The organism is Alphaproteobacteria bacterium HT1-32 (assembly GCA_009649675.1).
GTDB lineage: Bacteria > Pseudomonadota > Alphaproteobacteria > Rhodospirillales > HT1-32 > HT1-32.
In genome coordinates this window covers 578,297-592,456 of the sequence record WJPL01000002.1, presented here as the reverse complement: position 1 = coordinate 592,456, position 14,160 = coordinate 578,297, and the positions used below count along the sequence as shown (strand labels likewise).

The window sequence follows — 14,160 nt, the reverse complement described above, 5'->3', positions numbered from 1 at the left end:
CGGTGTTTGCTCACCGCAGCTTTTTCTTTGTCCGGATTATTGTCGCCAAAGTCCGGTGACTGTTGCCTGATATCAGGGCGCTTCCTATCTGTCCTATAATAAAGAAAAGGAATGCCACACCGATGATCAGAAGAGATTTTCTGAAAACTGCTGCTGCTACTGCGTCGTTGCCGCTCTGGGCAGCACCTGCCCTCGGTGCTGAACCTGCGACATTTCTGACCCGTCCAATCCCGGCGACGGGAGAACTGATTCCGGCAGTCGGTATGGGAACCTGGATCACCTTCAATGTCGGCACCAGCGAGGCATTGCGCCGGTCACGGCTGGGTGTGCTTAAAACCTTCTTTGAGATGGGTGGCGGCCTGGTTGACAGCTCTCCCATGTACGGGACGTCACAGGACGTACTGGGCTGGTGTCTCGAACGCCTGCCGGAAAACACATCCCGCAACCTGATATCTGCTACAAAAATCTGGACTCCCGCAGGCGGTTCCGGATCAGAGCAGATAGCCGAAGCACGGTCGCTCTGGCATCGGAACCGCATCGATGTGATGCAGGTCCACAATCTGGTCGACTGGGAAGATCATCTGATCGCAATCAGAGAGGCCCGGGAACAGGGTCTGGTCCGCTATACCGGCATCACCACCTCGCACCAGTCGCGACATCGGGAAATGGCTGAAATCATGAATACCGAGCCGTTGAATTTCATCCAGCTGACCTACAATATCGAGGATCGGAAAGCAGAGCAGCGCCTTCTGCCGATGGCGGCAGAACGGGGTATCGGGGTAATTGTGAACCGGCCGTTCCAGCGCGGTGCACTGATCCGCAGACTGGAAGGCAGGCCACTGCCAGCCTGGGCGGCGGAACTCGGAATTCAGAACTGGCCCCAGTTCATCCTGAAATTCATCATTTCTCACCCGGCAGTTACCTGCGCAATACCGGCAACATCGCAGGTTGAACATATGCGGGAGAACATGGCCGCGATGCAGGGCCCGATGCCGGATCCCGCCATACGCCAGCAGATGATCAGCTACGTCGCCTCGCTATGAACCTGTCATCCGGCCTGCCCTACGACGCAGAGGTCTATGCCGTCCTGATGGGCAATTACAACGAACAGTGGCTGCCGGTCACTCTGCTCTTTCTCGCTGCCGGAACAGCACTGATCTGGCTGGCGGGAGCCCGGGCTGATCCGGGCCGCCGGTCAGTGCAACTATCCGGCATAGCCGTTGCAGCAAGTGCCGGGTGGACGGGCCTGATGCATCAGTGGCACCTGATGGCGCCACTCAATTTCATGGGCCTGGCCTACGCAGGACTGTGGGGACTGTTTGTCTTCTGGGTGGTCGTGCGCTGGATCATTGCTGCCCCCGCAATCTCCCGGCCCGACCGGCGATACAGAATATTCGGCCTGGTGATAATGACCGCCGGTCTGATCGGCTATCCGGCACTGCAGTGGCAATCAGGTATTCCGGTATCCGCGCTGGACTATGCCGGAACCGCCCCGAATGCCACAGCTCTGTTCGCTGCAGGAGCCGTGCTGGCATTCACGCAAAGCAAGCGACCTGATCTGCTGATTATTCCGGTCCTGTGGTCAGCAGTCGCCGGGCTGCACGCCTATCTGTTACGGCAGCCTGTGGACTATCTTCTGCCTGCAATGGCAATAACAGCCGTTGCCGGGCTGCTGTATATCCGCAAGCTGGCCAAAAGCTGAAACACAACTGTCCCCGGCAGGTTAAACCGGGGACAGCCAGCGCGAATCATTACCGGATCAGCCCAGCGTATAGTCGAGCGACAAGTACCGGGTGAGGTCCTTCATACGCTAAAGACTGGCCGAGGATCGCAAGCGGCCCCCGGCGACAACGACAAAAAATTTCATTACCGCTATCGCTCCTGCAACCAGCGTCATATGGTGGTCTTAATCTATACGGACCCAAATCAGGAATATAATCATGACAGTTGAACATGTAGATTCTGGCGAAATTCTGAGCCAGTCAGTTATCTCCGGAGACGTCGTCTATGTCTGCGGCCTGACGGCGACCGACCGCACGCTGGATATTGCCGGACAAACGGCAGAAGTCCTCGCCAAGATTGATGATCGCCTGGCCAAATGCGGTAGTGACAAATCCAAGATACTGATGGCAACGATCTATCTGACCAGCATTGATCTGAAGTCGGAGATGAATGAGGTCTGGAAATCCTGGCTGGGTGACCTGAACCGGCCTGCCCGTGCCTGTGTCGGTGGCATCGAACTGACACCGGGCGTGCTGGTCGAGATTGTCGTATCAGCAGCACGTTAGTGGTCGGGCCGGTACGGCTCAAAGTCAAACCAGTGAAGGCCGGAGAGACACCCCTCTCCGGCCTTCAGTCTGACTGCTATCCCGGTCTTTAATCAAAAGGGCGCATCACCGTCTATCGTTACCCGGTGCATGCGGCGACGATGCCCCTGATAGTCGCCAACCGCCTGATGCAACGTGCAGCGGTTATCCCAGAAAGCGAGGGAGCCGGGTTCCCACCTGAACCGGCAGACGAACTCGGTTTTGATACAGTGATCGAACAGAAAGTTGAGGATCGGGTCACTTTCCGCATCGGTCCAGCCGTCAAACCGTTCCGTATGAGACTTGTTGATATATAATGCTTTCTCGCCGGTTTCCGGATGGGTGCGCACAACCGGATGTATCGCTTCTATGACATCGGACTTCATGTCATAGGCATCCTTCATCCCGCTCAGGGCCTTCATTTTGGCCGCCCGTCCGCCAGACCGTTTCTGCGCTGATGTGTTGACGGCACGCAGGCCGTTCAGTGTTTCCTTCATGCCCTCCGACAGGGCCTCATATGCCGCTGTCATGTTCACAAACATGGTGTCCCCGCCATAAGGCGGCGTCTCCAGAGCATAGAGACATGTGCCCAGAAACGGCTCGGGCATATAGGTCGTATCTGAATGCCAGTTACTGCCGAAGTTCACCGTATCTGTTTCTGTCGTCAGCAGTTCAATAACCTCCGGATAACCCTCGATATGATTCAGGAACGGGTAAATACCCGGCTTGCCAAAGTGGCTGGAAAACTCCAGCTGCTGTGCCGGCGTCAGGGTCTGGTCGCGGAAGAAAATGACCTTGTATTTCAGAAAGGCTTGCTGGATTTCCTCATGCAGGCTGTTACTCAGCGAACCAGACAGGTCTACGCCGAAAATCTCTGCGCCAATCGCACCGGTGAGTGGACGGATTTCAAGCTGATCGGTAGTCGTCGTCATGTTGTCTTCTCCCATTTATCCGGATGATTTTTTCCGCCAGTTACCCCGTGGGTTGAGATCACCCAGCCCCGGGGATGACGATTTTCCGGTTTCTTCTGTTAAGGTTCTTTGTCTCAGAGCCAGGCCGGGGCACCAGAACCAAGTGCCGGACATGGCTTGTCCCAGTAGGGCGGAGTTGCCTCCATCCTGACGATCGGCCCCAGATGCCGGAGGGGACCGTAGCCGGTCTCAGTCTTGATCATTATGGCGTTCAGTTCCTCGTCGCTCACATCCATACTGGAATCTGAAAAACCGATCTTGCCCTGCCGGTAGATATACATCGCGGACTGACAGAGGGAGACCCGGACATGATAGGAGCCACCCTCCCGGGCACGCCGGGCAAGGGCCAGCAGAACACCATAAGCCCCGTTATATCCGGTGGTGTAATCGCAGGCTGCCGCTGGAAGCAGTTTCGGGCGCCCGTTTTCACCATTTTCCATGCAAATTCCTGTCGCGGCCTGCGCGACCTGTTCCCAGCCGGCACGGTCTGACAAGGGGCCGCCGGCACCGTAGCAATCGATAGACAGGTATATGATACCCGGCCGCTTTTCAGCCAGTTCAGCCGGGCTCAGACCAAAACGGCTCATAATTCCGGGCCGGTAACCCTGACTGAAAACATCGGCATCACCGATCAGGCTGTTAAGCGTCGCAAGGCCTTCATCGGTTTTGAGATCGAGAAAACAGCTCCGTTTGCCATGACTGGTGTCGATGACATGTTCCTGCACCTGCGGCAGATGTTCCGCCGTCACCATCAGAACATCGGCACCGTTCTCTGCCAGTGTCCGGGCCGCAATCGGTCCGGCGAGTATCCGCGTCAGATCGAGCACCCTGATGCCGTCCAGTGGCCGGCCGCCGGATGAAAACGGTATCGGGTCACTGTCTCCGATCTTCTCGATTTCGATCATCGGTTTTTCAGCCAGACCGGCCCCGTGCGGATGCGCCATCCACTCTGCATTGGAACGGACGACGGAGCCGCAGGCGCGGGCCTCCGCAATGGCATCATCAAGGTCCTGCGCGTCCCAGGTTGCCATCGCCTTCTCAACCGCCCTGGGGTCGGCCTCACAGCCGAGCACCCCAAGCACCCGCTTCTGCAAATGCGGCAGATTGAAGTGCGACAGAAACCAGCGACCGTCCTTGCATTGCCATGGCGCCGTCATCGAACGTGAATGTTCGCGGCTGGGTGACATGGGCGCGCGTGCCCAGCCACCATTGGCCGCAGGTTTCTCAAGGTATGAGCCACTGCGCATGGCCGCTGCCGCCTGACGCACGTCAATCGACACCTTCTGCCGGGCCCCCGTCTTCAGTTCATGAATATCGGTCACGGCAACACCGACACCGGCCAGAACACCCGCCGCAGCCTCACCGAGTTTAAAGTGGGCCGGGATTACCGGATCAGCGCCGGTAATCGACACTTCATCAGCCTCGGGCAAACCAAGGCCACGGACCTTCATCAATTCCTGAAAAGCAGGCGTCATATCTGTTCCTCTGTTATCAGAGGTTCTGAATTCCGCAGACCTGCCAGTCACCTGCCCGGTTGAGGCAGATGGTCGGGAAGAAACTGAGATCAGAACCAGCCTGTGAACGAAACAGGACAATATGGAACCCCGCCCATAATGTCTTATTTCCATTACATTTTAGCCAATATCGGACGTAACAGATGGCTAGTCAAATAGGCAGTCAGAGAGTGACCGGCATCAGGGCTTCCAGATCGGAAGGCCGCTCCTGTTGCCCCATTCCTGCCAGGACCCGACATAATTCCGAATGCGGGGATAATTCAGTAACCGTAACGCAAGATAGGCATGGGCAGACCGGTATCCGGTGTTGCAGTAGAGCGTGATCTCTTTGTCGGGCAGTGCCTCCAGCGTTTCAAAGGCCTCCCGTAATTGATCTGCATCTTTCATGCAGCCGCTTTCGCTGTCGTACAGGTCTTCCCAGTCCCGGTGTTTCGCTGTCGGTATGGCCCCGCCGTGCAGCGCCCGCCTGTCAGCACCGGTAAATTCATCATGGCTGCGATTATCAACGATGACGCATTCAGGATCATCAATCGCGCTGAGGATACTGCTGTAGGTCGCGACTGTCTCCATCACCGGACGGCAGACAAACTTCACAGGCTTTGGCGGGTCACTCTCTGTCTCCAGCGGCAGCCCGGCATCAGCCCAGGCAGTTATGCCGCCATCCAGAACATGCACATCTGAATGGCCCAGATACTCCGTGAACCAGAATCCCCGGGCTGCGCACATGTCGGTAAACCCGCCATAGAAGACGATGGTGTCCGTCTCCTGCACGCCGCGCCAGCCCAGCAGGTTTGCCCACATCCTTGTGAAGGAAGCCAGCGGGGCGGGATCCGTGTCATCCGTATTCACAAAATACAGATCGAAATGCCGCGCACCGGGAATACGCCCCTTTGCGAATTGTTCCGCCGGGCGCGTGTCGATGATTTTAAGTCCCGGCTGCGCTGATCTTGCCTTCAGAAAATCAGCAGACCAAAGCAAATCTGGATTTGCATAACCACGTTCAGAGATATCCATCAGTCAACTCCCGGAGAAATAATCTGAAATCGTTCGGCCTTTATCTTGAATTCGCCAGGAGCGGTTCTGATATCTGCGAACCCCGACATTTTGCAAATCTCTCCGAAACCCGCAAAAAGAAAAAGGGCTGCCCGGAGGCAGCCCTTTTCCATATTCGACAGTCTGAAGGCTGAAAGATCAGCGCTTCGAGAACTGGAAGCTCCGGCGGGCTTTCGCACGGCCGTACTTTTTACGTTCAACAACGCGGGAGTCACGGGTCAGGAACCCGGCTGACTTCAGTGCGCCGCGCAGGCCCGGCTCGTAATAGGTCAGAGCCTTCGAGATGCCGTGGCGAACTGCGCCGGCCTGGCCGGACAGACCGCCACCGGTGCAGGTGCAGACAACATCGAACTGACCGGCACGGTCAGCGACCGTGAACGGCTGGTTGATGATCATCCGCAGCACAGGGCGTGCGAAGTAAACTTCAATGTCGCGACCGTTGACGGTGATCTTGCCGGTACCCGGCTTGACCCACACACGGGCGATCGCGTTTTTCCGCTTGCCGGTTGCGTAGGAACGACCCTGCGCATCAATGACCGGTTCACGCGGAGCTGCAACTTCTGCTGCTTCAATGCCGGTTGCGGCACCGAGATCGGACAGATCGTTGAGTGTCTGGTTTTCTTCAGCCATATCAACCGACCCTTACATTCTTGCGATTCATTGATGCGACATCCAGAACCTCAGGGTTCTGTCCGTCATGCGGATGCTCGGCGCCGGCATAGACGCGCAGGTTTTTCATCTGCTGGCGACCCAGCGGATTGCGGGTAATCATCCGCTCAACCGCCTTCTGCACAACACGCTCCGGGAACTTTCCGTCGAGGATCTGTTCCGCCGTGCGCTGCTTGATGCCGCCCGGGTAACCGGTGTGCCAGTAATAGGTCTTGTCAGACCGCTTGTTGCCTGTGAGGGCAATCTTGCCGGCATTGATGATAATGACGTTATCGCCGTCATCCATATGCGGGGTGTAGGTCGGCTTGTTTTTGCCACGCAAGATCGTTGCGACAATGCTGGCAAGCCGGCCAAGAACGAGGCCTTCGGCGTCGATCAGTACCCACTTCTTCTGGATGTCAGACGGCTTGGCGGTGTAAGTCTTCATGTCCGCGCCCGTTCTCTCTTCCTGGGTGATTTGGAGCGCGGGTTCTAAGGCCCGTTTGATGCGAAGTCAACGAAAAAACCGCATAAAAACCAGTGAATTGCATATATGGTATCAGAATACCACACAATCAGACACCCCGGGAAGACCGCAGAAATCCTGAAATTATTCTCGACGGAGAAATAACCATGTCAAAACAAACAGCTGTTGCCGTCGTGACCGGTGCCGCAGGGGATCTCGGCAAACATCTGAGCCAGCGCCTTCGCGCAGAGGGCTGGCAGGTCATCGCGGCAGATATTGCCACAGGCAGCCCCGGCACCGCCCCTGATATCGTCAGTCTGGATGTAACTGATCCCGGCGCAATGGATCACCTGGCGGAAACAGCTGCAGCAACCGGCAGTTTTCGTCTGTGGGTCAACGCCGCCGGTATCTTCCATGTCGGGCCGGTGGCGGAGGCTGGCATTGAGGACTGGCACCGGATCATTGCGGTCAACCTGACGGGAACCTTCAACGGCTGCCGTGCCGCCCTGCCCCGTCTGGAAGACGGCGGTCGGATCATCAATGTCAGTTCCATTGCCGGCCAGAGCGGCGTCACCGGCATTCACCCGGCCTATGGTGCCTCGAAAGCCGGAGTTCAGTCGCTGACCGCCGTCTATGGCAAGGAAGGTGCGAAACGCGGCATTACCTGCGCCGCCGTTGCCCCCGGCGTGCTGGAAAGCGGCATGGGCAACCAGTTCTCTGACGACCAGCAGCGCAAACTGGAAGCCGCCACCGCCTTCCGGCGCTTTGGCCGGATTGAGGAGATTACCGAAGCCATCCTGTTTCTCGCCGACACCGAACGCTCCGGCTGGATCAACGGCACCACCATCCCCGTCAACGGCGGCGCCTGGACGCCCTACTGATTGAGGACGAAGCCTGCATTATCAGAAAGCTGATTTCTGACACAGATGAACGACGACCGCTTCCTACCCCGTCGAGATCGCATAGGTGCCGGTGATGTGGCAGACCGGTTCGTCGTCGCCGATGGAATAGGTTGTGACCTCGCCCACCGCCAGCCGCCGTCCGATCTTCAGCAGCTTGCCGTGGAACATCAGATCGTCGGGTTTTGGACGGCGCAGGAAATTTGCCGTCAGGTTCGTCGTCACCGACTGCATCGCGTCCGGTCTGCGGGTCAGCACCAGAGCGTAGAGCGTATAATCGGCAACCCCCATCATCACCGGACCAGAAATGGTACCGCCATGACGGATCATATCGGCACGGAACGGCAACCGTACCGTCACCTCGCCTGACCCTACTGATTCGACCTTCAGGCCAAGCTGGCCGACATAGGGTACCTCTTCACGGGCAATACGTTCGAGGTCAGCAGCATCATACATGGGACATTTCCTGAAGGTCGGCGATAAATCTGCACGCAGTGGTTTGACTAGGCGACCACATCCCCCACATGCTTGGCAACAAACAATGGAGAAACATCAATGTACGACCTTTATACCTGGGCAACGCCCAACGGCTTCAAAGTGTCCATCCTGCTGGAAGAACTCGGTCAGGCCTACAACGTCATTCCCGTGGATATCGGCAAAGGCGACCAGTTCAAGCCTGACTATCTGAAGATCAACCCGAACAACAAGATGCCAACACTCGTCGATCAGGACGGACCGGACGGCAAGCCCTATTCCGTGTTCGAAAGCGGTGCAATCCTGATGTACCTCGCCGAAAAACACGGCAAGTTCCTGCCTACCGAGACAGCTGCAAAATATCGCGTCATCCAGTGGCTGATGTTCCAGATGGGTGGTCTGGGCCCGATGCTGGGACAGGCCCATCATTTCCTGCAATATGCCCCGGAAAAGATCGAGTATGCGATGAACCGCTATGCCAACGAGGCCAACCGCATCTATGGCGTGGTGGAACGCCGGCTGAACGAAAGCGCCTATCTTGCCGGTGACGATTACAGCATCGCCGACATGGCCGTCGTTCCCTGGATTCGCCGCCCGGAACGCCAGAACGTCAATATTGATGACTATCCGGCAACGAAAGCCTGGCGCGATGCCATTCTGGCACGTCCGGCCGTCGTCAAAGGCTGCGCTGTTCTGGTAGCTGAGCGTGCTGATGGCTTTGATGAGGAAGCCAAGAAAAACCTGTTCGGCTCCGGACAGTATCAGAAGCGCTGATCCAAACTCCGTCAGAACTGAAATCTGCCGCCATTCCGGACCGGTTTCCGGATGGCGGCAGAAGTCTGCCGAATCAACAACCCGCATCCAGCCCCTGACATTGCGCAAATGTATCTGCTGAAATACAGTCCCCGACCAAAAGGATCAGCAGAACATCATGTCAGACTCAATCGCACCATCGCACATTTCTTCTCTCGGCCGTGACCGTCGCATTATCGGACTGATCGGTGCCGGGCATTTTTTCAGCCATTTTTACCTGCTGGTTCTGCCGCCGCTGTTTGTCTTTCTGGTTCCCGCCTACAACCTGACCTACACGCAGGCTGCGACCCTGATCAGCGCCATGGCTTTTACCTCTGCTGCCATTCAGGCCCCGATTGGCGCGGTTGTTGACCGGTATGGTGCTTTCTGGCCACTGGTCATCGGCGTCGCGGTCCAGTCCGGCAGCATGCTGCTGATGGGATTTGCCCCTTCCTATATCGTCCTGCTGATTCTGGCGGCAACTGCCGGTTTGGGAAACAGCGTCTATCACCCTGCCGACTACGCCATCATGTCCTCTCGCCTGAATCCGGAGCGCATGGGGCGCGCTTTCAGCATTCACACTTTCTCCGGTCATATCGGCTGGGCCGTTGCCCCGACAGCGGCCGCCCTGCTGTCCGCTGCGGTTGGCTGGCGCATGGCACTGGTCATGTTTGGTGTCTGCGGACTGGTGGTCGCGGGAACCATGCTGATCAATCGCGATCTGCTGGGTTCCGGAAATCCGGCTGGTGATGATGCCCCGGCACAGTCGACCGGCGATACGCTGAAACTGATGCTCTCGCGCCCGATCCTGTTCTGCTTCCTGTTTTTTGTCGTCATTGCCATGGCGGGTGTTGGCTTCTTCTCCTTCTTCATCACAGCGGCGGAACAGCATCTTTCGATCAATCTGGAAACGGCATCGCTGGCCCTGACCGCCTATTTCACCGCCAGCGCCATTGGTATTCTGGCAGGCGGGCAGATCGCAGACCGTACCAGCCGGCATGGTCTTGTTGCCTGTGCCGGTTTCATGACGACGGCCCTGTTGCTGGTCGGAATTGCCGAAATCCGGCCGGATGGTCTGCTTTTGTTTGTGATGATGATCGTCGCCGGTTTTAGCAACGGTCTTGTCCCGCCTTCCCGTGACATGATCGTCCGTGCTGCAACACCGCCGGGATCGACCGGCAAGGTTTTCGGTTTTGTCTCCGTCGGGCTGGATGTGGGCAGCGTCATGACGCCGATTCTGTTCGGCTGGATCATGGATGGCGGCGAGCCGAGGTTGGTGTTCTGGGCAACCGCCGGCATGTTCCTGCTGGCAACTGCCACGGTCATTCTGGGGCGCCCGAAGAGCATGACAAGCTGACGCCTGTCACAGGGCATATCCCGCATACAAAAATGGCGCAGCAGATTATGAAGTCTGCTGCGCCATTCTCTGTTCGACGGACTTACTTCGCGTCAGCAGCGACCTGCATCTTCACGATAGCTGTCGGATTATAGACAAAACCGTTGGCGTTTTTGTCACCCATCTGAATCCGGTCGACATTCTCCATACCCTCAACAACCTTGCCCCAGACCGTATATTTGTTGTTCAGGTGGTTGGCGCGTTTAAAGACGATAAAGAACTGGCTGTCGGCGCTGTTGATACTTGAGGAACGCGCCATCGAGACCGTACCCCGCACATGTGGTTCGAAGGAGAATTCAGCCGGCAGCTTCTGTCCGGAACCACCGGTGCCATCCCCTTTCGGGTCACCGGTCTGTGCCATGAAGCCTTCGATAACACGATGGAAAACCAGGCCATCATAGAACCCCTTGCGCGTCAGTTCCTTGATACGGGCAACATGCTGCGGTGCCAGATCAGGACGCATCTGAATCACCACCCGTCCCGTCGGCAGATCCATATAGAGCGTGTTTTCCGGGTCCGGAGACTGTGCCTGTGCCGAACCGGCAAAAAGACAGACAGCAGCAAGGGCGATGAGTAAGCGGCGTGTAATAGTCATGATCAGCTCAGTTTTCCTTCATAGGCGTTTTCGAGGATGGTCGCGTAACCGGCGACCGTCATTTCTACCGGGTTTCCACCGTTCGACGGATCAGCCAGCGCCATCTTGGCGATATCATTGATACGTTCCGGTTCGACACCAAGTGCCTTGATATCATGCGGCATCCCAAAGGTCTCCCGCAGTTCCAGAATCCAGTCCATCACGGAGGCTGCGTTATTTCCCAGCCCCAGATAACTGGCCAGTCTGCACATACGGTCATCGATTACCGGCAGGTTCCAGGCCATCACATAGGGATGGAATACGGCGTTGGTAAGGCCATGATGCGTATCATAAAGCGCACCAACCGGATGGCTGAGAGCGTGAATACCCCCAAGCCCCTTCTGGAAGGCCGTTGACCCCATACTGGCGGCTGCCAGCATATTCGCCCGCGCCTCGATGTCTGTTCCGTCAGTGACCGCTTTCCGCAGCCAGTCCCTGACCAGGCGCATCCCCTCCAGCGCGATACCATCGGCCATCGGATGGAATCCGGGAGCGCAGTAGGCTTCGAAACAATGGGCCAGCGCATCCATGCCGGTCGCGGCTGTAATATGTGGCGGCAGTCCGACTGTCAGTTCCGGGTCAGAGATCACAACGGAGGGCAACATTTTCGGATGGAAAATAATCCGTTTCAGATGTGCTTCCTCATCCAGAATCACTGACGCCCTGCCCGTCTCGGAGCCTGTACCCGCAGTGGTCGGGACCGCAATAATTGGCGCGACACCATCCGGATCGACCCGCTTCCAGTTGTCACCGATGTCTTCAAACTCCCACATCGGCGCGGTCTGACCGGCCATCAGCGCCACCGCTTTTCCGGCATCCAGACCACTGCCCCCGCCCCAGGCGATGACACCGTCATGGCCACCATCGCGATAGGCTGCCAGCCCGTCTTCGACGTTCTGTCCTGTCGGATTTGGTTTGATTGCCGAAAACAAGCCTGTGGGCACGCCTTCCTGAGCATTTGCCGCAATGGCATTGGTGATCATCGGCAGGGCCGCCAGGCCCGGATCCGTGACAATGAGTGGGCGCTGGATACCAAGCGATCCGCAAACCTTTGCAAGTTCCGCAATCCGGCCTGCACCAAAGCGCACGGCGGTCGGGTAGTTCCAGTTTCCGCTGAGGGTAGACATCGACTGTTATCTCCGTTCGGCAAAGGCCATCGCAGCCCCTGCCATAATGAAAAATGTTCCAAATCCCCGATTACGCCACCGGCGTGAGGCCGGACTGCCAAACAATCCGGAAAGCCGACCGCCAATCAGGGAATAGACCCCGTAAACCATCAGTGTCATCGCGATGGCGGTAATGCCAAGCCAGAGGAACTGCCCGGTCGCAGAGGAGTCTGAATCGATAAAGGGGGGAAGCAGCAGCGCATACAGAATAAAGGCTTTCGGATTCGTCAGCGCAATCATGAAAGCCTGAAGAAAGATCCGTCGCATCCGCCGGGGAACGGAAAGGCCATCCGAACGGTCAGTAACAGGAGCCCGCCACTGCGAAATACCAAGCCAGACCAGATAACCAACACCGATCCATTTGATGGCTTCAAACAATGTCGCGGATGCCAGCATCAGGGCCCCAAGACCACCGGCGGTCGCCGTCAGCAGAATAGCCACAGCCGACACAACGCCCAGAGCCGCCACCATACCGGCTTTTGCGCCCAACCGGGCCCCCGTGGCGATACAGAAAGCAGCATTTGGTCCCGGTGACAGCAGAATGAACAACCAGACACCGGCAAAAGCGACCCAGACATCGAATGACATGATACCCGCGGGAATGTTCGAGACTATCGCTGTGTAACGTCAGAACCGGTGACTCGCAATCACCCCAGCGCCGTCAGATCAGGAGAAATCAGCCAGGAAGTTATTTGAATCGTTGCCAAGCAGGGACAGGTTCTGCAGGGCAATGGTGGCTTTGATGCTGAGAGACCTCTGAAAAGCCGCTTTTTCCGTCAGATCACGTTCGATCAGGGTGAATTCTTCGGCTTTCAGGTCATCAGCCAGTGTACCAACCCGCTCGAACTGCTGGTCGACCAGTGTTTTCTGGGATTCGAGCAGCGCCATGTTCGTCCGCAGCTTCTGCCGCGCCGCATCGATATCTGCTGCCGCCCGGCTGCGCCCGTCAGCTGTGGAGAAGCCTTCATAAAGATGCTGGTTCATGACACCAAGGCCACCCCGGGTCACTGTCCCCGTGTGCTGAACACCATCAACGGTGAAGGTGGCCGTATCGGTTGCATCATCAAAACTGTCCAGCGTAAAGCCGCTCAAGCCGACTTCATCATCTGCGGCCTCTTTCGGATAGCTGGTAAATGGCTGGATGGAGTTAGCCGTGCGATTGACCAGCCATTTATGACCATTCTCGTCGGTGATGAAATCATCCGTGCCGAGATAAACGCCCTGAAGAGTCAGGGAGCGGCCGGACTCACTGACCTTCAGCGACGTGCTGTTTGTCGCGAAGTTCTCGCGGAAATTCGCACGGCCATTGTTTCCGATCAGATTTGTCTCACCGAAACCGGCCTTGTCTGTCAGCTTGTTAAGCTTCTTGATCGCTTCATTATGCAGGTAGGAATAATAGTCGCTGTCGTCCGGATTGGCCTCAGCCTTTTCCAGATAGGTCTTCATGTCGAACAGAATACCGTCGATTTCTTCGAACTTCTCGGTCGAGGCCTCGATCGCTTTCTGCCCTGTCGCAATGCCGAATTTCAAATCATTGAGTTTCGACGACCGCTCGTTAAGCAGATTGATCTTCGTCGAATAGGGGCTGGAATAATTATCGAGATCTTTCTGGAGCTGCTGGACGATACGATCCTGCGCCAGAGCAGAGATACGCTGATTCGCGCCAGCCGAATTAGCACCCAGCATTGCCGAGTTCAATAGCTGTGTATTCAGCGGGTTGCTCGCAAACTCAACCATTAGCGCCTTCTGCACATGTTTGTGTCACGAAGATACATGACACCACCCCTAGTCTTTCTGACCAAAAGGTTAATATCTTATAAACGACGCCTGTGGAAAACTCA

16 protein-coding genes are annotated in these 14,160 nt (G+C 56.8%); 6 read left to right on the top strand and 10 right to left on the bottom strand.

What is annotated here, in order from left to right; all coding sequences use genetic code 11:
* Positions 1-122 precede the first annotated feature (122 nt).
* The 3 genes from GH722_14250 (at position 123) to GH722_14240 (ending at position 2,288) form a co-directional block, all read left to right on the top strand.
* Positions 123-1,043 carry an aldo/keto reductase gene (locus GH722_14250; GenBank protein ID MRG72926.1) on the top strand — a complete coding sequence of 307 codons (921 nt, stop codon included), beginning with the start codon at positions 123-125 and terminating at the stop codon, positions 1,041-1,043.
* On the top strand, positions 1,040-1,702 hold the full coding sequence (locus tag GH722_14245) for a hypothetical protein (protein ID MRG72925.1): 663 nt from the start codon (positions 1,040-1,042) through the stop codon (positions 1,700-1,702). Before GH722_14250 ends, GH722_14245 begins: the two co-directional genes overlap by 4 nt.
* Before the next feature lie 238 nt (positions 1,703-1,940).
* Complete coding sequence (locus tag GH722_14240; GenBank protein ID MRG72924.1) at positions 1,941-2,288, top strand: RidA family protein; 348 nt, start codon at positions 1,941-1,943, stop codon at positions 2,286-2,288.
* Between the two features lie 92 nt (positions 2,289-2,380).
* Here GH722_14240 and GH722_14235 read toward each other — a convergent pair whose 3' ends face one another.
* The 5 genes from GH722_14235 to rplM all read right to left on the bottom strand — a co-directional run bounded on the left by GH722_14235 (position 2,381) and on the right by rplM (position 6,940).
* On the bottom strand, positions 2,381-3,238 hold the full coding sequence (locus GH722_14235) for a taurine dioxygenase (protein MRG72923.1): 858 nt from the start codon (positions 3,236-3,238) through the stop codon (positions 2,381-2,383).
* Between the two features lie 113 nt (positions 3,239-3,351).
* Positions 3,352-4,752, bottom strand: coding sequence for a CoA transferase (locus GH722_14230; protein ID MRG72922.1), 1,401 nt, complete (start codon positions 4,750-4,752; stop codon positions 3,352-3,354).
* Between the two features lie 219 nt (positions 4,753-4,971).
* Positions 4,972-5,805: a hypothetical protein gene (locus tag GH722_14225; GenBank protein ID MRG72921.1), complete on the bottom strand. Its 834-nt coding sequence runs from the start codon at positions 5,803-5,805 to the stop codon at positions 4,972-4,974.
* A gap of 177 nt (positions 5,806-5,982) precedes the next feature.
* The gene (gene rpsI / locus GH722_14220) at positions 5,983-6,474 is read right to left on the bottom strand and encodes a 30S ribosomal protein S9 (GenBank protein ID MRG72920.1); all 492 of its coding nucleotides are present in this window, start codon (positions 6,472-6,474) and stop codon (positions 5,983-5,985) included.
* Between the two features lies 1 nt (position 6,475).
* A complete protein-coding gene (gene rplM / locus GH722_14215) occupies positions 6,476-6,940 on the bottom strand; it encodes a 50S ribosomal protein L13 (GenBank protein MRG72919.1) in 465 nt (154 codons plus the stop codon).
* A gap of 185 nt (positions 6,941-7,125) precedes the next feature.
* Here rplM and GH722_14210 point away from each other — a divergent pair, with 185 nt between their 5' ends.
* A complete protein-coding gene (locus GH722_14210; GenBank protein MRG72918.1) occupies positions 7,126-7,839 on the top strand; it encodes an SDR family oxidoreductase in 714 nt (237 codons plus the stop codon).
* Positions 7,840-7,902: 63 nt separating this feature from the next.
* Here GH722_14210 and GH722_14205 read toward each other — a convergent pair whose 3' ends face one another.
* On the bottom strand, positions 7,903-8,313 hold the full coding sequence (locus GH722_14205; GenBank protein MRG72917.1) for a hotdog fold thioesterase: 411 nt from the start codon (positions 8,311-8,313) through the stop codon (positions 7,903-7,905).
* Positions 8,314-8,412: 99 nt separating this feature from the next.
* Here GH722_14205 and GH722_14200 point away from each other — a divergent pair, with 99 nt between their 5' ends.
* A complete protein-coding gene (locus GH722_14200) occupies positions 8,413-9,105 on the top strand; it encodes a glutathione S-transferase family protein (GenBank protein ID MRG72916.1) in 693 nt (230 codons plus the stop codon).
* A gap of 157 nt (positions 9,106-9,262) precedes the next feature.
* Positions 9,263-10,480, top strand: coding sequence for an MFS transporter (locus GH722_14195; GenBank protein ID MRG72915.1), 1,218 nt, complete (start codon positions 9,263-9,265; stop codon positions 10,478-10,480).
* A gap of 82 nt (positions 10,481-10,562) precedes the next feature.
* Here the strand turns inward: GH722_14195 and GH722_14190 are convergent, their stop codons facing one another.
* The 4 genes from GH722_14190 to GH722_14175 all read right to left on the bottom strand — a co-directional run bounded on the left by GH722_14190 (position 10,563) and on the right by GH722_14175 (position 14,005).
* On the bottom strand, positions 10,563-11,108 hold the full coding sequence (locus GH722_14190) for a peptidylprolyl isomerase (protein ID MRG72914.1): 546 nt from the start codon (positions 11,106-11,108) through the stop codon (positions 10,563-10,565).
* An 8-nt stretch (positions 11,109-11,116) separates the two neighbouring features.
* The gene (locus tag GH722_14185; GenBank protein MRG72913.1) at positions 11,117-12,280 is read right to left on the bottom strand and encodes an iron-containing alcohol dehydrogenase; all 1,164 of its coding nucleotides are present in this window, start codon (positions 12,278-12,280) and stop codon (positions 11,117-11,119) included.
* 6 nt (positions 12,281-12,286) lie between these two features.
* Positions 12,287-12,907, bottom strand: a complete 621-nt coding sequence (locus tag GH722_14180) for a hypothetical protein (GenBank protein MRG72912.1) — start codon at positions 12,905-12,907, stop codon at positions 12,287-12,289.
* A gap of 78 nt (positions 12,908-12,985) precedes the next feature.
* Complete coding sequence (locus GH722_14175) at positions 12,986-14,005, bottom strand: hypothetical protein (GenBank protein MRG72911.1); 1,020 nt, start codon at positions 14,003-14,005, stop codon at positions 12,986-12,988.
* Positions 14,006-14,160: the final 155 nt, after the last annotated feature.